The 20,441-nt window shown below is 33.3% G+C and carries 16 protein-coding genes; 3 read left to right on the top strand and 13 right to left on the bottom strand.

What is annotated here, in order from left to right:
- Positions 1 to 11 precede the first annotated feature (11 nt).
- From H526_RS30780 to H526_RS0110460, 6 genes are all read right to left on the bottom strand, one after another.
- Positions 12 to 3,890, bottom strand: coding sequence for a PAAR-like protein (locus tag H526_RS30780; protein WP_051336098.1), 3,879 nt, complete (start codon positions 3,888 to 3,890; stop codon positions 12 to 14).
- Positions 3,891 to 3,892: 2 nt separating this feature from the next.
- On the bottom strand, positions 3,893 to 4,750 hold the full coding sequence (locus tag H526_RS0110480) for a hypothetical protein (protein ID WP_027392961.1): 858 nt from the start codon (positions 4,748 to 4,750) through the stop codon (positions 3,893 to 3,895).
- Between the two features lie 9 nt (positions 4,751 to 4,759).
- A complete protein-coding gene (locus H526_RS0110475; RefSeq protein WP_027392960.1) occupies positions 4,760 to 6,529 on the bottom strand; it encodes a type VI secretion system Vgr family protein in 1,770 nt (589 codons plus the stop codon).
- Between the two features lie 243 nt (positions 6,530 to 6,772).
- Positions 6,773 to 7,252, bottom strand: coding sequence for a hypothetical protein (locus H526_RS0110470; protein WP_027392959.1), 480 nt, complete (start codon positions 7,250 to 7,252; stop codon positions 6,773 to 6,775).
- 156 nt (positions 7,253 to 7,408) lie between these two features.
- The gene (locus H526_RS0110465) at positions 7,409 to 7,945 is read right to left on the bottom strand and encodes a hypothetical protein (RefSeq protein ID WP_027392958.1); all 537 of its coding nucleotides are present in this window, start codon (positions 7,943 to 7,945) and stop codon (positions 7,409 to 7,411) included.
- A gap of 15 nt (positions 7,946 to 7,960) precedes the next feature.
- Positions 7,961 to 8,200 (bottom strand): hypothetical protein, encoded by a 240-nt coding sequence (locus tag H526_RS0110460; protein ID WP_027392957.1) that lies wholly within the window; start codon positions 8,198 to 8,200, stop codon positions 7,961 to 7,963.
- A 152-nt stretch (positions 8,201 to 8,352) separates the two neighbouring features.
- Between H526_RS0110460 and H526_RS0110455 the strand changes: the two genes are divergently transcribed.
- Positions 8,353 to 8,781: a hypothetical protein gene (locus H526_RS0110455; RefSeq protein WP_155839659.1), complete on the top strand. Its 429-nt coding sequence runs from the start codon at positions 8,353 to 8,355 to the stop codon at positions 8,779 to 8,781.
- Here H526_RS0110455 and H526_RS0110450 read toward each other — a convergent pair.
- Genes H526_RS0110450 through H526_RS0110445 form a run of 3 tightly spaced genes read right to left on the bottom strand, consistent with a single transcriptional unit; the run spans position 8,776 to position 9,814 of the window.
- Complete coding sequence (locus tag H526_RS0110450; protein ID WP_027392955.1) at positions 8,776 to 9,072, bottom strand: hypothetical protein; 297 nt, start codon at positions 9,070 to 9,072, stop codon at positions 8,776 to 8,778. The two genes, H526_RS0110455 and H526_RS0110450, sit on opposite strands and share 6 nt — an antisense overlap.
- Before the next feature lie 9 nt (positions 9,073 to 9,081).
- The gene (locus H526_RS32090) at positions 9,082 to 9,627 is read right to left on the bottom strand and encodes a hypothetical protein (RefSeq protein WP_162144488.1); all 546 of its coding nucleotides are present in this window, start codon (positions 9,625 to 9,627) and stop codon (positions 9,082 to 9,084) included.
- Positions 9,602 to 9,814: a hypothetical protein gene (locus H526_RS0110445; RefSeq protein ID WP_027392954.1), complete on the bottom strand. Its 213-nt coding sequence runs from the start codon at positions 9,812 to 9,814 to the stop codon at positions 9,602 to 9,604. Before H526_RS0110445 ends, H526_RS32090 begins: the two co-directional genes overlap by 26 nt.
- 551 nt (positions 9,815 to 10,365) lie before the next feature.
- On the opposite strand from H526_RS0110445, the gene H526_RS0110440 reads away from it, so the two are divergent.
- Positions 10,366 to 11,205, top strand: coding sequence for a S24/S26 family peptidase (locus H526_RS0110440; RefSeq protein ID WP_155839658.1), 840 nt, complete (start codon positions 10,366 to 10,368; stop codon positions 11,203 to 11,205).
- A 90-nt stretch (positions 11,206 to 11,295) separates the two neighbouring features.
- Positions 11,296 to 11,616, top strand: a complete 321-nt coding sequence (locus tag H526_RS0110435) for a hypothetical protein (RefSeq protein WP_027392952.1) — start codon at positions 11,296 to 11,298, stop codon at positions 11,614 to 11,616.
- A gap of 78 nt (positions 11,617 to 11,694) precedes the next feature.
- Here H526_RS0110435 and H526_RS0110430 read toward each other — a convergent pair whose 3' ends face one another.
- From H526_RS0110430 to H526_RS0110415, 4 genes are all read right to left on the bottom strand, one after another.
- A complete protein-coding gene (locus tag H526_RS0110430; RefSeq protein WP_027392951.1) occupies positions 11,695 to 12,915 on the bottom strand; it encodes a tyrosine-type recombinase/integrase in 1,221 nt (406 codons plus the stop codon).
- 306 nt (positions 12,916 to 13,221) lie between these two features.
- The gene (locus H526_RS0110425; protein WP_027392950.1) at positions 13,222 to 15,174 is read right to left on the bottom strand and encodes an OmpA family protein; all 1,953 of its coding nucleotides are present in this window, start codon (positions 15,172 to 15,174) and stop codon (positions 13,222 to 13,224) included.
- A 13-nt stretch (positions 15,175 to 15,187) separates the two neighbouring features.
- The gene (locus tag H526_RS0110420) at positions 15,188 to 16,105 is read right to left on the bottom strand and encodes a PorP/SprF family type IX secretion system membrane protein (protein WP_027392949.1); all 918 of its coding nucleotides are present in this window, start codon (positions 16,103 to 16,105) and stop codon (positions 15,188 to 15,190) included.
- Between the two features lie 65 nt (positions 16,106 to 16,170).
- Positions 16,171 to 20,441 (bottom strand): T9SS C-terminal target domain-containing protein (locus H526_RS0110415; RefSeq protein WP_027392948.1); only part of this gene is annotated, 4,271 nt, incomplete at its 5' end.

The raw sequence follows: 20,441 nt of genomic DNA, 5'->3' as shown, positions 1-20,441 counted from the left end.
AATAATTTAATCTACTCAACTTTATTAACATTAATTGTATCTATTTTTATAGCGCCAAAACTAGTATTGAGCCCTAAATGTCCATGATCATCATGATGACTAGAATGTCTAGTTCCTTCAACTACAGTTAAATCTACCGAATTGGTTTTGGTTGTATAATTTCTTCCAAAATTATACTTTTTTGCAACTTCAAAGATCTTTTTATTTTTGTCAAAATTAAACCAAGACTCTGTGAATTTACCTCTAACACTTTTTTTATCAGAATTAACATATCTAAAATCAACATCTAATCCGATTCTTTTTCCCAAGTGACCGTGACCACTATGATGACTCCCAGGTTTGCCGGGATCACTTCCATTTTCTGATGACATATCCCCTAAATCTACTGTGTATCCTAAATCTTCTAATTCACTCGCCATGCCAAACAAACAAGCAGCAGTTTTAGGTAATAAGTATCTATCTCCTTTGCCTTGATGCTCTGTTGTTGTATATATTGTTTGTCCGCTTTTTCTTTTCTTTGCATTTGAATCAATACCACCTACATCTCTTGTAGGGGTGCTATAACTGCCAAATCCATCTCCAGTTTCGGGAAATTTTACCATACCATATCCATTTTTAGTCAATGTGGCAACTTTTTTAAAAGTGTTACTTCCTTCCTCCGTTTCTACATAATAGTCAATCTCTTTTCCTCCAGTTATGTGTTTTATTGTACCATCTTTAAACACATAATAACCTGCATCCTCGGGTGGAGTATAATTTATAATTGTACAATCACTGCTTTCTCGTACCTGATTAAGAGCTGCAACAAAATTCTCGTATCGAACTAATTTTTTAGCAGCACTTTCACCACTGTTAATAACGTTACTAATTCTAAGCACATCGGTTTCTTTTTCTCCCATATCTGCTTTCAAATTCATATTGTTTTTATCCCAAAAATAAATTGCTGATAGCGCAACTATAAGTGAATCTTCTGTTACCTTTCCTGGATTCGTTTCAAAATTATAATTTGGCCAGCTGTACTTATTCTTTTTCTTATCATACCATTTCTGAAAAGCTTTATAATTAGACTTTCCTGTCAATTGTACGAGGCCGCGACCTCTATATTTATAACCATCATGGCTTTCATTACCCCAATCACCATCAGTTACTTCATCATTACCAAGCTCTGTTGCTTTGCTACCTTTAGCGTATGCCCAGTTAGCTATTTTCACTTCATCTGCATTCTTACTAGAAGTTTTTCCCCAATCATCCGCTTTTTGATTACCTTCAGTTGTTTTAAAATTACCAAAAGTAGATTTCAGTTTACTAGCGCTATAAACAAAATCTTCATTATAGCTCCAAAATCCAGTTTCTTTTGCAACCTGACCAAGAAAATGCCCTCTCCTTCTGCAATTATCATTGATCCCAAATTCTTTCATGTATTTATTTAAATCGGGTAAATAATCAAATACTCTTTTTCCATATTTATTGCTTAGAGGCAAATCTCCATCATGAGCATCTAATACTTTTTCCAAATCTAATGTAATTAAATCCGTTTCGCATCTAACACACTTGGTGTTTTTTTTCTTGAAAGTACTTTGCTCTACCACCACAGGATTTACTTGATTCTGTAGTTTGTCTTTTTTAGTATATCCTATAATAACTCCCTGACTTCGTATTGCTTTACTATACCATGCTACTTCTTCTACTTCAATGTAAAAAGTTTCTCTGGTACCTACCCAACCATTCCAACCTTTTTCGATATCAAAATCAAAAGATGCTTTTCCTTCTTTATCTACTATAGCCGTAAAACTACTGACTTTGTCATCGGGATTGAGATTATCAAACCCTAATGCCCTATCATATCTATATAAATTAATTGTTACCGTTTTATCAATTAGGTTATAGCTCTTAATATGGCAGCTAATCGTATCATCAAAAAGTACATTACGTACCCGTTTATCAGATTTTTCAAAAAAGATTCCCGAAATAGCAGCTTTTGATTTCACATTGATTTTCATTCCATGTTCAAAATGTGACATTCCTGCTTTGGCATGCTTTATGACTTCTTTATCATCATCGGGTAATACCTCATACACCACATATCCTGCTCCTTTTTGCGAACCATTGGTCAGTTTTTCTTTGTAGGTGTTTTTATCAAACTTGATTTTATAATGTACCTCACCTTTATTGTCTACTTTTATAGCCCTTGTTTCTGCAATAGTGGTTTTACTGCTGTCTTTTTGGATGTTATAAAACTTTAGTTTAATCTTTTGGTCATTAAACGCTTCTAGTTTAAGTTTCACATATACTTCTTCATCAAAGCCGCAGGTTGTTTTGTATCTTCCTTTGCTATCTGTCCACTCCATTCTTTTTACGCTAGGAGTGGTCACCGTTACTTTTTTGATACAGCTAGAGGTTTTTCCTTTTTTAATACGACCAATCTCACTAGTGTTCATATAAGCTTCTACATAATAATCTCCTTCTGTTGTATGATCAGAAAGCTCAAATATTTCTCCTGTAGCACCACTTAATGCTGTTACTTCATTAAAAGCACTATCATATACCACCCATTTTATGGCTTGCTTTTCTTCTGCCGTAGGAGGTTTGATACTGTAGGCATTATCAGGTACTTTCAATTTGATAGTGTCATTATGGGTACGCATAGAGGTTTTATCCAGTTGTATCATGGTGACCCCATTTAATCCTACTCGTAAGGTAGTTTCTATCGTTTTCTCTTCTCTGGTAGCTTTAATTTTATAATATCCTTTTTCGGCAAATGTTACGGTTTCCTTATATGTATTTCCTGCGACTGCATTTTCTACGGTTTCCGTATACGTTCTTCCTTTGTTGGTAGATTTGTAAACAGCCCACTGCACATCTTCTACTGTTGCGACATCTAATACTTCAGGCATATCAACAGCTAGTATAAAAGTAGCTTGTTCTCCTGGGCGTATTTTTGCTGCTACATTTTTATCAACACGGTTTAATTCTGGTTTTTTGATAGTTACTGTATAGGTAGCTGCCTTTGTACCTCCAGCACTACCACCGTAGGCTTCTATTTTGTATGTGCCATCTTCTGAAAAACGAACATCCAATAGCTCTCCTTTGTCTTGATAAGTATGTATCGTTTCTCCTGCATCATCATATACTACCCAGTTTACCTTATCCTTATCCGCAGCATTTTCATTATACCATTTTGAAACTTTAAAACTGATCCATTGATCTTTTATATATTTTGTTTTGCTGTCTATTGTCGTAATTTTTTTTACAGAAGCTCCTTTGTCGTCGGTTGTATCTCCATCAAATCCACCTCCAGCAAGTATTTCTAAATCTGCTTCGGTAATCATAGGATTTAATAGCGTTGTTACTGCCAATGTCCCATTTTGTATCTGGGCTTCATTTACTTGGGCAGGATCCTGACCGTGATCTTCTATTTTTATCATCCCTCCAATGGCGCACATCGCTGTAGAGTCTTCGGTAAGAATTTTTCCTCCATTAACAAGTTCTACATTCTCATAAGGTTTTTGCCATTGAGTAATAGCAGGCTGACAGGGTAGAAAAGAGCTTCCGCTGGGTTGCAGTTTACATTTGCCAAAGAATGGTGCATCAAAGGGTTGCCCAAGCTCCATGGTACTAGCGATCAATTTATCACTACCATTTTCATCATTGATATAAAATTTTGACTGGGTAGTAACTTTTAAAGGAATCTGAGTAGGCGTCTCACTTTGATTGCAACTACATTTCCCGCCTTGGCAAACAATTGTTTTTGCTGCTGATGTATTGGATGTATCCTCATTATTTTCATCGTCTGTGCCTTCAGGAGTATCACTAGATGAAGCACCATCAGCTGCATTGTTATTTGTTTCATTATTTGGGTCTGTAAATATTTTTTTTAGGGCTGAAAACATACTTATTCCTTTTCTATGGTGGTTATTGATGTTTTTACGTTTTGAGATGCTATTACTAGCAGTTGCTCGGTAGTACAATGTTTAATTTGTCCTGTTATGGCATCAAGAGTTACCTTATTTTGTAATGTTGCAACTGTTTTTTTGTTTTGTGTATCCTTAGATAACCAACCTCTTTTTAATAGGTCATCAAAAAGAGCTTGCTGCTGTGCTGCCGTGATTACCCCATTGCCTTTTCCTTTTACTAGTAAAAGGCCATCGGTTTCTTTGTATTGTTTCTGCTGAAGTAGATATCGGATAGTATGCCCCGCAAAATAATCCTGAGCGATGAGTTGTCGTTCAGTATTACTGATATCATTGTAATAAGGCCCAAAATAACTCATCAAAAAAGGATCTTTTTTAAGTCGAATGGGCAATATTTCTTCTGTAATGGATGCATCTGTCAGTGCTATATATTGTTGCACTGTCTTGCCTTGAAATTCTTTCAAAAGCTTTTTTTTCTCAACCTCCCATTTTTGCTTGACTTCAGAAAAGTTTAATAACTGATTTAAGGCTCCCGAATGTCCTACTTGGTATTCTAACGTATTAAAAACGTTTGCTATCCGAATGGTAATTTGATCGAATATAGCATTTGGTTCGGTATGATTGATCTGCATACCTTGTTTTTCTAATCTATAGGTATAAAATGATCTTTCTTCATCTTTATGACAATGCACTTTTATCCTATACGTTATTACATTTACTTTTTTAGAAGGAAAATAAACCGTGTCTTTTACAGTAACTTTATACCATGCAGGTTCACCCCAATGACTGGGTGAGATTTGATACAATTGTTCTTCATCATTTAAAAAAGATAAGCGCATAGGAGTAGGTTAAAAAAGTTTTACTTTTTCATTACTCTGCACATCTACCTGTTTACCACTTGCAAGCTCAAGGTTTTCATCAGTACTATCTACTCTTACTCTCTCAGCATTGGCTTCAATACTTCTGGATTCTATTGAAATATCTTCTTCTGCCTGTTGAATAATATTTTGAGAAGATAACGAGTATTCTTCTCCTGCTGAGACACTCATATTTTCTGATGCCGCCATCGTAAGACTCTCACTGGCAGAAATATCAATATTTTTTGCAGCAATGCTTATATTTTCTGGAGCTGAAATCAAAATACTCTCTCCTACAGTATCGATTTGGATGATATTTTGATTTTTATCAGTAATGGTAATCATTTCTGCACCTTGTGTATCATCAAGCTTAATAGTATGTCCTGCTCTTGTTTTAATCGCTTTAATATTATTACTATCACTTTGCCAACTACTAGGCTGTGCTGAACCATTATATAAAGCTCCCATAACGAAAGGTTTTTCTGCATTACCACCATCGAAAGAAACAATAACCTGTTCCTCAAGTTCTGGTATAAAGTGAAAACCTTTGTCTGATCCTGCATGAGGAGTCATCATACGTAACCAAGGTGTTGTTGATCCTGATGCTTTTTGCCAAGGGAACTGTACTTTAATCCTACCCATCCCATCTGGATCATTATTTTCTTTAACAATAGCGGTTTGTACATTGCTTATTGGGTATTTATTGATATCCATTTTCGGGTAGGCTGTAAAATTAGCATCTACAGCTTCGAAGGTGTTTTTATAGGAACCACCTTCAATATTGGTATGCGTTATTTTTATGATTCTATAACTACCTTTTCCTTTGACCGTTATGATTTCGCCTAAGTTTACACCTGGATTATCAGATGAACCTTTGGCGATCACTTGTTGCATAGCGCGTGCCTTGGTGTACTGATCTACCTGAGTGTCTAATCTTGCTTTTGTAGAAGCATCATCATATGTATTATGAAAGACCTGTGTCTGCTTATTAAATAACTCTTTTGATTTATTATCCATAAATCCATGATAGCCTTCTGAAGGGATAGAAATTTCAGCGCTTGATTTCCTGTGAGTTTCATCAGCTATGTAATCATTTGTAAAATAATCGAATGAATTAGAAACAGTATTTAGTTCTACCGAGAAATTTTGTAAATCTACTCCATATTGTAGCTCTGTCTCTTCATTACTTGGAGTACCAAAAACAAGTTTTTGTCCATCATAATAGAACCACTCATTATAATAAGCAGCTAGTCTACTAGCATAACTAAAAGCACTTTGGTTATGTTGTACCGAATAGTGGATAGTATTAGAAGATACTGGAGAAAAGCTAGTTTCTAGTTTCCCTTTGTCATACCCCTGGAATGTTTGATCCAAAATATCTGAAAGACTTACATCATTAAACGAAGCATAGTGAATCCCATCATCGGATAAAATAGAAGCGCTTTTAGCTTCTATAGTTACTAAATCCCCACTAGATTGATGAAACCCTTTTGTTGCCATAACTTTAGTGACAATTCCTTTGAATTCTAATTCTTTATACCCTCCAAAGTCAGTTACAGAACTTATTTTGACAGCAATAACACCTCCCAAATATTCTTTACTATCACCTATTAATTCTTCTGAAAACTGTTCTACAACATCTGCTCTGCATATTAATTGCAACGTATGATGATCATCAATTGCTTGTCCTAATTTTAAACTCACATAGGACTGAATGGGTGTTCCAGATATAAATATTTGAGTAGTGGTTTGTAGCGCCATAGGGATTCAATATTTTGGGTTCTATATATTAGTTTATCGATTTGGTTATTTGTTACTTACGTATATCAAAAATCTTACCACAAACATACGGCTATATGCATTTGTTTGCAACAGGAATGACAGGGGCTTTTCCCCCTGTCAATGGGGTTTCTTAGTTTTTTCGATAGGATGCCATCTTTTATCGGTAGCATACATAAATTCTTTTATTTTGTAACTGTTTTTTATTCATTTGTTTTTAGAAAATTATCTTTCTGGATCAACTTCATCTAATAACTCTAGTAATAGGAGTCTGTTTGTTTTAGAGTTTTTCTTTTGCACCCGATTATCCTTTAGGAAATGATGGATCACATACCTAAGATGAGTGTTTTTAAACGTTTCTATAATGTTTTTATTTGTTAACTGCTTCATTTTGTAATCATGATACAGCGTATAATAAAAGCTATTTCTTGTCGTAAAGGGAAAAAATGCAGACTTGAATTTGTAAATTTTGATAAAATGACAGTAATCCACTAAGTAGCAGTAACCACTTTTACCAATAGTAATCATTTCATTTTTAAAAAATTGTTTGTCCAATTCTTTTCTTATCGAGCGGTATTCAATAGGGGATTTTTGTCCTTGCAACAGTATTTCCACTTTTTGTAAGAGATCATAAGCATCGATTTTTGCTAACCCATCAAATTGCTTCAGTACTTTTTGTAAAATTTCATCCTCATAGGTTATCATATATTTGTTAGGTTTTATTGTCGATCGTTTTATAAAAGATAATCGGGCACTTTTAGTGAATGGGGCAATGTTTTAACCATATACTAATTACTACATAAAAGCACCCGATATCTCCGGTTGGGGTTATCAACACAAACTATCATCGTTGTTTTACTATTATTTATTTGATCTATTCTGCCAATACTCCGTAAGGTTCCATTTTCTGATAGCATTCATGATTCTATTGACAGTTACCTTGATAAACAATACTTGGTTCTTCTGTTTATTAACAGATACGTTAGGGTTTATCTTCTCAAGCACTTGTTCTATTGCTTCGATTCTAGCATTATGATTAAACATTTCCATTATTTTATTCTGAACAATACGCTTTGTCTCTGAATCCAGTTTATTATAATTAGAGTGTTCGTTCATTGTAGTAAATAATTTCTCCAGTGTTAGACTCGTTGTATATCTATTTTGATGATATGTTTTAGTAATTAATACTAGTCTTCTTGCTTTGTGGATTACTCGGATAGCATAATCTGTTGATGTTCCCTTTTCATAAAGTTGAATAGCCCATTTGTATATTTGTGATTCATAACACTCTTCATTTGCTACACGCCACATAAAATCATCCATTTCTATTTGCATGGATTTGATAATCGCAAGAATAAATTTATTCTGTTCATTATCTAGTTCTATCCTGTCTGTCATAATGTTTTGGATTTTCTACCGATCGTTAATCTCTGATAAAAAAGATTTATATAATTGCTGAACTCTATCATTTTTGGAATTATGAGCATTCAATAAGCTTTCTACTGCCCGAAGTAATTCCTTGTGATTTGTATCAATAGATTTTATTTTTTGAGTGAAATAGAAATAGGTTAGTCCATACTCTTTTGCTGCTATTTTGATGTCATTGACACTTAATTCTTTTCTTATAGAATTTGCTAATTCTGGTAGCCCCATTTAATTAATGTATTTTTTGTAATTTTACTTAGTATTTTCATTTGTTGATTTATAAAATGTTTATAAACATTTCTAAATATACAAAACATTTTAAAACTTATCAAAACATATTATAAAAATTGATTAATTCTTCTAATAATATTAGTACTGAAATGGGTGCAGGAAAAAGAATTCTTGAAATAATTGACTACCTGAAAGTTTCTAAGAACAAGTTTTCTACAAAATACTTGGGTCTTTCTGCAAGTACAAAAGTAGATCATGTAATAAATGGAAGAAATGACTTAACTCCGGAGTTTGCAAAAGAAATATGTGATGTAGTACCTGAAATCAGATATGATTGGCTTTACAAAAATGAAGGAGACATGCTCAATGATGCTATTGAAAGTAATAGCACTAATGAACATATAGACAATACGGAATTAAATAACCTTGCTAACGCTGTAATCGAACATGAGGATGCATTAATTAAAATTCCTAAAATTCAAAAAGTTATAGAAAGACATGCGCTAATTATGTTAAATGATAAAATGCCTGATCTAATAGAAAAAATATATTCAACCATAATGACTAAAAAATCATAACATATGCTTTTTCAAGAATTGATAATTAATTTCTGAATAAATAACATTCTCTAAAATTTTTCTATCTATTTTATTTATTTCAACTAATTTTCTAATAATAGAAAGGTTTTTATTTAGTTTTTCCTCTTCTTCTAGTATTTTACTATTCAATATCTCTTCAAAATCTTGTTCAAAAAATTCTATCTCATCTAAAAGAAAGTTTTCAAATTCCGAATCATTAATGTCACCATTTTTGAATTTCGAAACAACACTTTGATGTTTTTTAATTCTATTTAGGATGTGATTTAACATACCTTTATCTTATTTATTTCTATTAAGCTTCGATTTTAGATATGTTAGCCCATTATTTAGAACCGTTTCTTTATGCTTGTTTACAAGCTTTAAAGTTTCTATATATTTATAAATCCTGTAAAAAATTAAAACAGAAATACTACAAATAAAAAGGGTTAAGAAAATATATGCCAAAAGATCATAGTTCACATTAGGAATAAACACCCAAGTATTATAAAAAACTGCAGAAACAAAAGGAGATATTAGCGTATACCTCAGGTGGCTTTGAATAGTTTTGTATTTTGATGCACTTGAAGCGACAGAGATCGAACAGAGCACACCGATCACAAGAAAAAGAATACTTAGGTGTACTCCAAACGAGTATAAAAATGATTGAACACTGGTAAAACCAAAGAGTTTTTCCTCTAGAGTTTCGTGTTTTATAAATGAATGTAAAAAAGGTAGTATTCCGCTTATTAAAACAAGAAAATACCCTAGCCTTTCTATAAAGAAAAGATTAACCCTCTTATCATTTTCTAATTCACTAATTTCATCCTTGTCCCCCTGGTGGCTCAACGTCTTCCTTGTCAATTTTTTGGAGAATCGTTCCTTCTGATGTAGCTCCAGATTGTCCTCCTGGAGATTCAACGTTTTCTTTATCAATGGCAAATTCAATTCCTGTTTCATCTTCTAAATCTGTATTTACACAACTAGTCGGAACAAGGAAAAATACTACACCGAGTACATAAATAATCTTTTTCATCTGTAAACTCTATTATGGTTATTATTTAAAAATACCGATAATAGGTTACTCTTTATTCCTTTTTTTAAAAGAAATTATTTTCTAAACATGGCGCTAAAATGAACGTAACCTTGTTAAGTCAATCATATTAGTTAATTACACAAAGAAAGCAAAAAGAGGGAAAATTTCTTTACGGTTTTTCCTCGTATTTTTTTCTAAACATGTAGATACATGTCTAAAAAATAAAAACATATGAAAACATTTAAAACTATTTAATCTTAGGTTTCCGGTCATATTTTATCTGTTATTATTTTTACAAACATTCATTTTATTGTTTTAAAAAAACCAAAATTCTTGATGATTTTGAATCTTTAATAGTTCTAAGTAGTTTTTAGAATGCATAAAAACTACTTAGATCATTTTTTAAGACATTTTTTATGTTATCCTAGTCTTAATTAAGACTTTTTATAGATATTTAATCATATTTCAAGACAATTAGTGTTATTTTTAAATAGTAATCAATATATTTGTATGTATTCAAAGACAAATAAGGACATTTAAAGATTATTCAAATGGCACAACACATTACAACCAGGCGTATTTTAAGAATCATGGAGCTACTACAAAGGGAAGAACGGTTCAAATCTTGGAGCGCAATGGCTAGGAGTCTCGAATATTCTTCAGCTTCTTTCGATAAAGTACGAAACGATGATAGAAATCTCCCTGTAGAAGTAATTCATAAATTCTTTGAAGTATACAATATCAACCCTATTGTCGTTTTTGATGATAGACGCTGGAAAGAAGAATATGATTCTAATGATATTGAAGCATTTAATTTCCTCTATGAAATGAGCAATTTTAAAGGAAATTCCGTCCCATTGGACAATGACCATATTGCAAAAATTATACTAATCCCAAATAATGAAAAGGAAAATTACATAGGTAGTATTAGAGATAACCAAGGTCAAAATGATATGACTCGTGAAAATGAAGAAAATTTCCTTTATAACGAAAGAGCTCTACTTCCTGGATTAAAATCTAATGGAGTTTATAGGGGATTTCAAGTTTTTGGGGATGAAATGGAAAACAATTTATATCACGGAGATTGGGTTATAGCAAGGAAATTGGAAAATTTTAGTGATGCATTTTGGGGTAAAATACACGTTGTAGTAACTGATATTGGTATTTTTATTTGCAGAGTTCTTAATATTGATCAAGAAAAACAGGACGTATACATCACTTACGACAATGTAGATTATCAAGAGCATATTCACACCATTAAAACATACTTTCTTCAAGAAATATGGACAGTTGAACAAAGTATTAACAGAAGATTTCCTAAACCTATAAAACAACATATTGGAGCGGTACAAATTCTCAAAACATCGAAACTTGTCGAATCTGAAAAATAATTATTTAAAAACGTTTCCTATAACTCAGAATCAACATAAACCTCTATACTTGATCGCCAATAAATTGCAAGTATAGCAATACATATAAAAATGCTTGACGACAAAAAAGACAATAAATTAATATCATTAGGAGATGTCTGCAAAAGACTCAAAATTAATGACAAGCGTACAGCTGAAAAATGGTGTAACCATAATGATATCCCTATCATTACAGAAGGAAGAACAAAACTAACTTACAGAATTCTTGTCGATGCTAAGTTAGATAGCAAAATAGTAAAACTTCTAAAATCCAAATACCCAAAACGTTGGGAAGAAATGTATACTTCATATTTAAATGATGATCGTAAAAATTTTGTTATTGCCAATTTTAGAAACTTATCGGAAATTAAATCGAAAGGAGGAAACAGATAAGTCAATTAATCATTAACACATGAAAATTTCACCTCAATTCAAAAAAAAGGTATTGATTTTTACGAAAAATTTCATTTTTTAAAAATTTAAAATCTTATCTAAAGCATCGTCTGTATCTTTATGAATAAAATTACCTTGATACCCAATAGTTGTGGTTAAATGCCCATGTCGATATAACTTTTGTAGCATCTGCGGTGGCACTTTATCTCCTGCAATATTTCCAAAACTATGACGAGCAATATGATTAGTCAGCTTTTTATCTATTTCTGCTAATTCAGCAATTTCAGATAGATTATTGTTAAACTTTTTAGTGGCTGTCTTTATTTTAGCATACACATCTTTAGCATCCTTATTATTCGCCAATTTTAGTTCAGGAAAAATAAAATCATTCATCTTTTTCTTATCTTTCCTGTAAACCTCTAATATAGCAATAACTCTTTCTGGTAATTTAATTGAAACTACTTTATTATTCTTCCCCATTGTATAATACAACCTATTTTGTTTTATATCACTCCACTTCATTTTCAAAACATCAGCTATTCTTATTCCAGCAAGATAAAATGAAAAAAGAAACACATTTCTAGTGTGTGCTATGGTAGTACCTTCTTTTAGCTCTAGGTTTTCAATTCTCTTTAACTCTAATTCATCTAATCCAATTTTTATTGTTTCGGGAAGTTTTATTCTAATTTTATTAGTGCCAAAAGGATAATGTCTGCTATCAATAACCCCCATTTTTATAGCTCGATTATAAAGCAACCTAATTAGGATCAAAATATTCATTATTGATCTTTCGCTAACGGTACCTTTGGCTTGAAGATAATATTTGAATTTATTCAACAATGTTTCATCAATATCACTAAAAGTAAGATTCTTATTATCTGTAAATTCAAGAAAACTATTTATTTTACTATTGTCAGAAATCGCTCGATTATGTTTTTTTGCCCTTCTTAAGTTCTTAACATGCTCATCAGCTAGCTGAAAAAAAGTCTCTTTTTCTTCAGAACCCTTGATTTCATCAATAACCTGCCTAGCAGTAAATGATTTTTTAGTCGCTTCATACTCCAATATAAGATCCTCTATTGCATCATATTTCTTCCTGATAAGCCTATTCAACTTAGCGTGTTTAGGGTTCACACTAGTGACCACTCTTGCTTGACCATCCCACTCACTCAAACTACGAAGATTGGTTAAATACAGATAATTCTGTTTTCGATCTTTAGTAACTCTAATTGCTACTCTATATATCTTACCTCCCGAGCCGTCACTTTTGGGATGTAGTAGTACTTTTATTGTTGCCATACTATAATTATTGAGCTCAAATATAACGAATAAACACAAACAAAAGGTCATACATAGGTCATACTTTTTGTGTTTTTCATTGATTTTAAACATGTTCAAAAAATAAAATATTTCTTTATTTACAATGCCTATAAGAGCATTTGGATTCATTGAAGATCATTAGAAATCACAAATTAATAGACTTAGGATCTAGTGCCTCGAGGTGTGAGAGTTCGAGTCTCTCCGCCCGCACTGCAAAAGAGCCGAATCATATGATTCGGCTCTTTTTATTTTATTTGTTTTTCACCATTGTAATATTAGATCAAATCACATTTTAGTGATAATAAATTCTGACCTTCTATTAAGTTGATGATCTGCTTCTGAACAAGGATTTTCATTACCACAATTATTAATCAATTGTGTTTCTCCATAACCTATCGCACTTTCGATTCTACTAGATTCAATTCCTTGTGAAATAATATATTCTCTTGTTGATTTAGCTCTTCGATCTGATAAGGCAAGATTATAATCATCAGGAGACCTAGAATCTGTATGTGATTCAATTTTGATAACCATATTAGGGTACTGGGTCATTAACAAAACAATTTTATTAAGTTCTATGGCTGCATCATTTCTTATAAAAGATTTATCTAAATCAAAATAGATTATTCCTATCTTAATTTTGAGTAAACCATTTTCTTCTACAATTAGTTCACTTACAGTATCAAGACCCAACGGCACTTCTGTTTTACCAGTCTGTCTAGCTGTTTTAAATTCTTTATCATTTGGGCTATACCCTTGTTTTTGGGCAATGACCTTATATTTTTCATCACAATCAATTGGTGTAACGAAATTATAATCTCCATTTACGTCTGTGATAGTTTCTTGTATTTGTTCTCCACCGTTAGAAAACAATACTACCTTAACATTCGTAATTCGCTCACCGGTTTTATTATTGGAAACATATCCATAGACGTTTTGAGCACATTTTTCTACAGGAATCCTTTCAAATGAATAAATATCATCATCTCCTTTTCCTTGTTTTCTATTAGAACAAACAAATCCAGTATTCTTATCTTCTCTTATTATGAATCCAAAATCATCTAATTTACTATTAAGTGGAGATCCCAAATTTACAGGAGTTTCAAAATAATTATTGACCACATAATTAGATTCAAAAACATCTAATCCTCCAAGTCCTAAATGTCCATCTGAAGCAAAATACAACCTCTCTTCCGTTATATAAGGGAACATTTCTCTACCATATGTATTAATCTGATTCCCTAGATTTCTAGGTTTAGAATATTCATCATTATCCAATATATCAACTACGAATACATCGGTAGCTCCAATCGAACCAGGCATATCTGACACGAAATATAATTGTTTTCCATCTGGGCTAACTGCTGGATGTCCTACTGAGTAATCTTCTCCATTAAACGGTAATTCTTTTATATCAGTCCATATTTGATTTCCTTTTCTATCTTCTTCTAAAACAGCACTGTAGAGCTTAAGATGATTAATCCCCTCTTCATCTCTTCCTAAATCTCCATTGAAGTTGTTACGAGTAAAATAAACCTTGTTATTATCTACAGAAAAAGAAACAGTTGCTTCATGATATTTTGTATTTATCGTTTCAGAGAAATTCTCTGATTTTATAACATCATTTTCTAATGTATTCATTTTACCTAAGTACAAATTAAGAAAAGGCTGCTCATTCCATCTATATTTTCTTTCGTGATAATATGACGAATCTATTGCAGAAGCATACACTAAACTATCTCTGTAATACATTGGCCCAAAATCTGAATACTCCGTATTTATCGAAAGGTTTCTAAGAACGAACTGTGGCTCTATATCTAGAATATCTTCTATAGTAACTTCTTCTTGTGCATATTTGGTAGCACGAGGATCATTGGTTTTCGTTTTTTTAGCAAATTTTTTCATCCACTTCTTTGCTAATTTATATTCGCCTAAACCTTCTAATGAATGCGCATATCTGAAAATATATTCTGGATTAACTTCATTAGGATACTCTGATATCAATTTATCATACCATTTAAAAGCATTCTCCATATCAGTATTAAAGTAATAAGCATCTCCTGCTTTTTGTAATACTTCGATCGAATTATCTCCTTCATCAATAACTGCTTCATATTCCTTAGCGGCCTGTATATACCACATTTTAGAAAATAAATCATCTGCTCGTTTATATTTTTTCTGAGCCGAAATTGTAATTGAAAAAATCAATAAAATATGTATAGTAATAATTCTTTTCATTATTGAGTACTTTTTAGAAGAATCTAGGTGACTTTAATCTCTTTTCTGCTGATATCAATTCAAAACGTATCATAATTTCGTGACTACCTGTTGTAAACTGTTGTAACTCGGTAGTAGTGTAATCATAAGCATATCCTATTAACAATCCTGGGGAAACTTGAAATCCCGCGAGACCACTGAATGAATCATCCCAACGATAAGATGCTCCCAATCTAAATTTATCGTAAAACATAAAATTAGCTGATAAATCGACTATTAAAGGAGCTCCCACAACATGTTTTAACAGAAACGCAGGTTTAAATTTGGTATTTGCATTGATATCGAATACCAATCCTCCTATTAAGAAAAAATGTAATCGTTCTGAGGCTAGTGATTGTTCAATATCATCATAATGTTGATCTGTAAAGAAGTTTGGAATAGATATTCCTAAATAACTTTTTTCACCATGCAGATATAATCCGGCTCCAACAGTGGGCAAAAACCTATTGTCGATGTTTTGTTGAAACAATACATCTGGGTTTTGAGATTGACCTCTTGTCCAATCTAGACTAAAGAGCCTTCCTCCACCTTTAACTCCAAAAGATAATTTATGAGTTTGAGAAGCTTGAATTGTATAGGAAAAATTTAAATCAACATAAAACTCATCAGAAGGACCTATTTGGTCGTTTACAATCGACAATCCTAGACCTACCTTTTTTCCTATAGGAGAATCGACTGTTAAGGTTTGTGTTCTTGGCGCCCCATCAATTCCTACCCATTGAGAACGATGAATTCCTGTAACACTAAGATTTCCTCGAGATCCTGCGTAAGCGGAGTTTACACTCATCGTATTATACATATACTGTGTAAATTGCGGATCTTGCTGAGCATACATTCCAAAGGATATAAATACTATTAGAATCCCTATATTTTTTCTGATATCAATATTCATTGTCTTTATCAAATTTTTCGAAAGTAGATTTTCTATTTTACTGTTCTTTTTCATCGGTAGGTTTTTTATCTATTGATATATAACCATCCAGCTTTTGGCTCATTACCGTCTCCTAAATCTAGAATGTAGTAATAAGTTCCTACTGGAAGTTTATCCTCCGTATATAAAACGGCTCTACCGTTTGATGTTCCATCAAATGTGTTATCATATCCATCTTTTTGATATACGATATTTCCCCATCTGTTATATATGGTCAGTTTATTGTTTGGATATCTATCTATACAATCGATATAGAATTGATCATTTACACCATCATTATTTGGTGAAAACTCATTAAACACAGTCAAACAAATAGTTTCAATTGTAACCTGATCTTCATCATTATCAGAATTTCCATCAATTTGATCTAATGACGTTAAAGAAGCAATATTCAGATAATCATCAATATCCAATACCTCTACAGTAATTTCTAATACTTCGGAAGTATTACCTGCTACTAGTGGAACAGACCATATACCAGATACAGCACTATAATCTCCAGATGTAGCAGTAAATGATTCAAACTCATATCCAGTAGGTAACTGATCTAATATTTCTACTGTAGTAGCATCCAAAGAACCTAGATTATTAGCGGTAATTGTAAAAGTTATGATATCACCTATTGCAGGGTTTCCATTACTAACCGTTTTGATAACTTGTATATCTGCTACAGGTGTCTCAATAAATGCATTGTCTTCATCATCCTCGCTTTGATCTCCATCATCATTATTAGGATCACTATTAGGATCAAACTGATCACTCGCAGTAATCTGAGCGATATTAATATACTCTCCATCTTCTAATGTTGGCATATTAACGGTTGCCTCGTATGTTAATGTTAATCCAGCAGTTGTTATAGTTAAACCTGACCAATCAATAATATTACCTGTTAATAAACCTCCGTTACTAATATTAGAAATATTACTATAACCAATAGGTAATATATCCTGAGCACCGACTCCTGTTGCTGTATCAGGTCCTATATTATCTATTTGTAATGTAAACGTAACAACCTCACCAACATTGGCGTTTACATTACTAACTGACTTGGTAAGACTCAGATCTGCTTGCTCTACAAATACCTGAATATTATCTTGGTCATCCTCTGTAATATCATCATTACCTGGCACACTATTAGGGTCCAATTGATCACTCGCAGTAATCTCTGCCTCATTAATATATTCATCAGAAGTTCCAGAAGGAGTATTTACCAATACATCTATAAATAATGTTTGTGTACTTCCATTCGGCACTGTACCAACATTCCAGATTCCTGTAACTTCATCATATGTCCCAGACGTCGCACTGAAAAGTATAAAATCAAATCCAGGTGGTAATTGATCTACTACTTCAACATTCGTAGCTACATCGGGACCATTATTAGTTACAGTTATTTGGAAAGTGATCTCATCACCAACATTTGGTGTAATATCATCGTCTACGACTGTTTTTTCTAATGACAAATCAGCAATCGCATCTACAGGAGTAATTAATTGATTATCCTCATCATCTTCGCTCTGATCTCCATCATCGTTACCTGGTCCAGAATCAGGATCTGTTACATCTGATGCAGAAACTTCTGCTACATTTAAATAATCTCCTGTGGCATTCACTAATACATCAATTAACAATGTTTCGGATGTTCCACTAGCGATATTACCTACATTCCAAATTCCTGTATTCTCATCATAACTTCCGGTTGAAGAACTAAAGAGTACAAAATCAAATCCTGAAGGTAGTAAATCTAATATTTCAACACCTGTTGCATCTTGTGGACCATCATTCGTTACCGTTATTTGGAACGTAATTTCTGTTCCAACCAACGGCATTGTATCTCCATCAACAACAGTTTTTGCTAAAGATAAATCAGCTATAGACTCTACTGGAATAACAATCTCACTGTCTTCATCATCTTCACTTTGATCTCCATCATCATTATTAGGACTCGAATCTAGATCTAAAATATCTGATGCGGTAACTTGCGCTATATTTAGATAATCTCCTGTAGCATTTACCAATACATCTATTAATAATGTTTCGGATGTTCCACTAGCAATATTACCTACTGTCCAAATTCCAGTACTTTGATCATATCCTCCTACTGTAGAACTAAACAAGACAAAATCATATCCAGAAGGAAGCAAATCTGTCACTTCTACACCTGTTGCATCCTGTGGACCATCATTAGTAACCGTTATTTGGAACGTAATCTCAGAACCAATTAATGGTGTTGTATCTCCATCAACTACGGCTTTAGTAAGCGATAAATCAGAAACTGATTCTATTGGAGTAACAATTGCATTATCTTCATCATCTTCATCTTGATCACCATCATCATTATTCGGAACAGAGTCCATATCAAAAACATCTGAAGCAGTAACTTCGGTAACATTTAGATAATCTCCTGTAGCATTAACTAACACATCTATCAATAATGTTTCGGATGTTCCACTAGCAATGTTACCCACTGTCCAAACTCCGGTATTTTCGTCATAATCACCTACTGTGGAACTGAATAATATAAAGTCATATCCGGATGGTAGTAAATCTGTTACTTCTACCCCAGTAGCGTCTTGTGGACCATCATTAAATACTCTAATTTGGAAAGTAATCTCAGAACCTATTAATGGAGTTGTATCTCCATCAACTACTACTTTGGTCAAGGATAAATCTGCCTGAGCTGGTGGAATCGTAATACTGTCCTCATCATCATCAGCAATTCCATCTCCATTATCATCAACTGTATCATCTGAGTTAGGATCACTATCTGGATCAAACTGATCACTTGCCGTAATCTGTGCAGCATTCGTATATTCTCCTGCAGCTCCGGTTGGAGCTTCAACAGTTGCTGTATAGGTTAAGGTAATACTACCATTATTAGAAGGGATACTTAAGCCACTCCAATTCGCAGTGTTATTTGGAATGTCTGCTGTACCTCCATTATTAACAGCTACTAGAGTAAACCCAATTGGTAATACATCTTCTACCGATACACCCGTAGCAGCATCTGGACCAGCATTGCTAATCTCTAAAGTAAATACAACTACATCTCCCACATTTGGACTAGAATCACTAATACTCTTTATAATACTTAAATCTGAACTCTGTGGCACAACTACAGCCGTATCTTCATCATCATCTGCAATACCATCACCATTATCATCAACTGTACTATCCGAGCTAGGATCACTATCTGGATCAAACTGATCACTTGCAGTGATCTCTGCTTGATTTAGATACTCATCAACAGCTCCTGTTGGAGCATCTACAATAGCTTCGAATGTAAGTATTAAAGGTACAGTAGTTGTTACTGATAGACCTGTCCAATCTATTGTGCTACCTGTAACAATACCTCCAGAACTAATACTAGTAATACCACTATATCCTCCAGGCACAATATCTGCAACGGATACTCCTGTAGCATCACTTGGCCCATCATTAGTAATAGTTAAAGTGAAAGTAACTGTATCTCCCACATTTGGAGTAGGATCACTTACTACCTTATTGATACTTAAATCTGATGTCTGCGGAGTAACTTCAAAATTATCCTCATCATCCTCGCTCTGATTACCATCATCATTGTCAGGGGTACTATCGGGATCAAATTGATCACTCGCTGTTACTTCTACAACATTATTGTATTCTCCTGCAACACCGGTTGGCGCCAATACTTCAACATCATAGGTTAAAGTAAGTGTACCTGCAGCGGCTGTTAATGATAAACCACTCCAGTTAATCATATTACCTGTCAATCCACCGCCATTACTAATGTTAGTAATATTGGTGTATCCAGAAGGTATAATGTCTTCTACAGCAATACCTGTAGCATCATCTGTACCATTATTAGTCAATGTAATTTCAAATGTAATTACATCTCCAACATTTGGAGGTAATACGGTTCCTGCATTCTGAACTCCTTTAGCAATCTCTAAATCTGCCTGAGCTGGAACTACGGTCTCTGTATCCTCATCATCATCTGCAATCGTATCACCTAGATCATCTACTGTCTCATCACTATCTGGATCACTATCTGGATCAAACTGATCACTACCAGTGATCTGAGCTAAATTCGTGTACTCACCGGCTGCGCCTGTTGGTGCATTAACCGTAACATCGTAGGTCAAAGTTGTCGTGCTATTGCCTGCTATGGACAAAATATCCCAATTAATCGTCGTAGCTCCTGCATTATAAACTCCGCCATCGCTAATACTGCCTGGTACAATACTATATCCTATAGGTAATACATCTTCGATACTTACATTAGTTGCTGTATCCGAACCAACACTATTGTTAATCG

The organism is Aquimarina latercula DSM 2041 (assembly GCF_000430645.1).
In the GTDB taxonomy this organism is placed as follows: Bacteria; Bacteroidota; Bacteroidia; order Flavobacteriales; family Flavobacteriaceae; genus Aquimarina; species Aquimarina latercula.
This window is presented reverse-complemented; position numbering and strand designations above follow the sequence as displayed.

Excerpts from the sequence above, each read along its gene's own strand:
- H526_RS0110465 (WP_027392958.1), bottom strand. The coding sequence starts at position 7,945 with ATGACAGACAGGATAGAACTAGATAATGAACAGAATAAATTTATTCTT.
- H526_RS0110460 (WP_027392957.1), bottom strand. The coding sequence starts at position 8,200 with ATGGGGCTACCAGAATTAGCAAATTCTATAAGAAAAGAATTAAGTGTC.
- H526_RS0110445 (WP_027392954.1), bottom strand. The coding sequence starts at position 9,814 with ATGAAAAAGATTATTTATGTACTCGGTGTAGTATTTTTCCTTGTTCCG.
- H526_RS0110480 (WP_027392961.1), bottom strand. The coding sequence starts at position 4,750 with ATGCGCTTATCTTTTTTAAATGATGAAGAACAATTGTATCAAATCTCA.
- H526_RS30780 (WP_051336098.1), bottom strand. The coding sequence starts at position 3,890 with ATGTTTTCAGCCCTAAAAAAAATATTTACAGACCCAAATAATGAAACA.
- H526_RS0110455 (WP_155839659.1), top strand. The coding sequence starts at position 8,353 with ATGGGTGCAGGAAAAAGAATTCTTGAAATAATTGACTACCTGAAAGTT.
- H526_RS0110430 (WP_027392951.1), bottom strand. The coding sequence starts at position 12,915 with ATGGCAACAATAAAAGTACTACTACATCCCAAAAGTGACGGCTCGGGA.
- H526_RS0110425 (WP_027392950.1), bottom strand. The coding sequence starts at position 15,174 with ATGAAAAGAATTATTACTATACATATTTTATTGATTTTTTCAATTACA.
- H526_RS0110435 (WP_027392952.1), top strand. The coding sequence starts at position 11,296 with ATGCTTGACGACAAAAAAGACAATAAATTAATATCATTAGGAGATGTC.
- H526_RS0110440 (WP_155839658.1), top strand. The coding sequence starts at position 10,366 with ATGGCACAACACATTACAACCAGGCGTATTTTAAGAATCATGGAGCTA.
- H526_RS0110420 (WP_027392949.1), bottom strand. The coding sequence starts at position 16,105 with ATGAATATTGATATCAGAAAAAATATAGGGATTCTAATAGTATTTATA.
- H526_RS0110450 (WP_027392955.1), bottom strand. The coding sequence starts at position 9,072 with ATGTTAAATCACATCCTAAATAGAATTAAAAAACATCAAAGTGTTGTT.
- H526_RS0110470 (WP_027392959.1), bottom strand. The coding sequence starts at position 7,252 with ATGATAACCTATGAGGATGAAATTTTACAAAAAGTACTGAAGCAATTT.
- H526_RS0110475 (WP_027392960.1), bottom strand. The coding sequence starts at position 6,529 with ATGGCGCTACAAACCACTACTCAAATATTTATATCTGGAACACCCATT.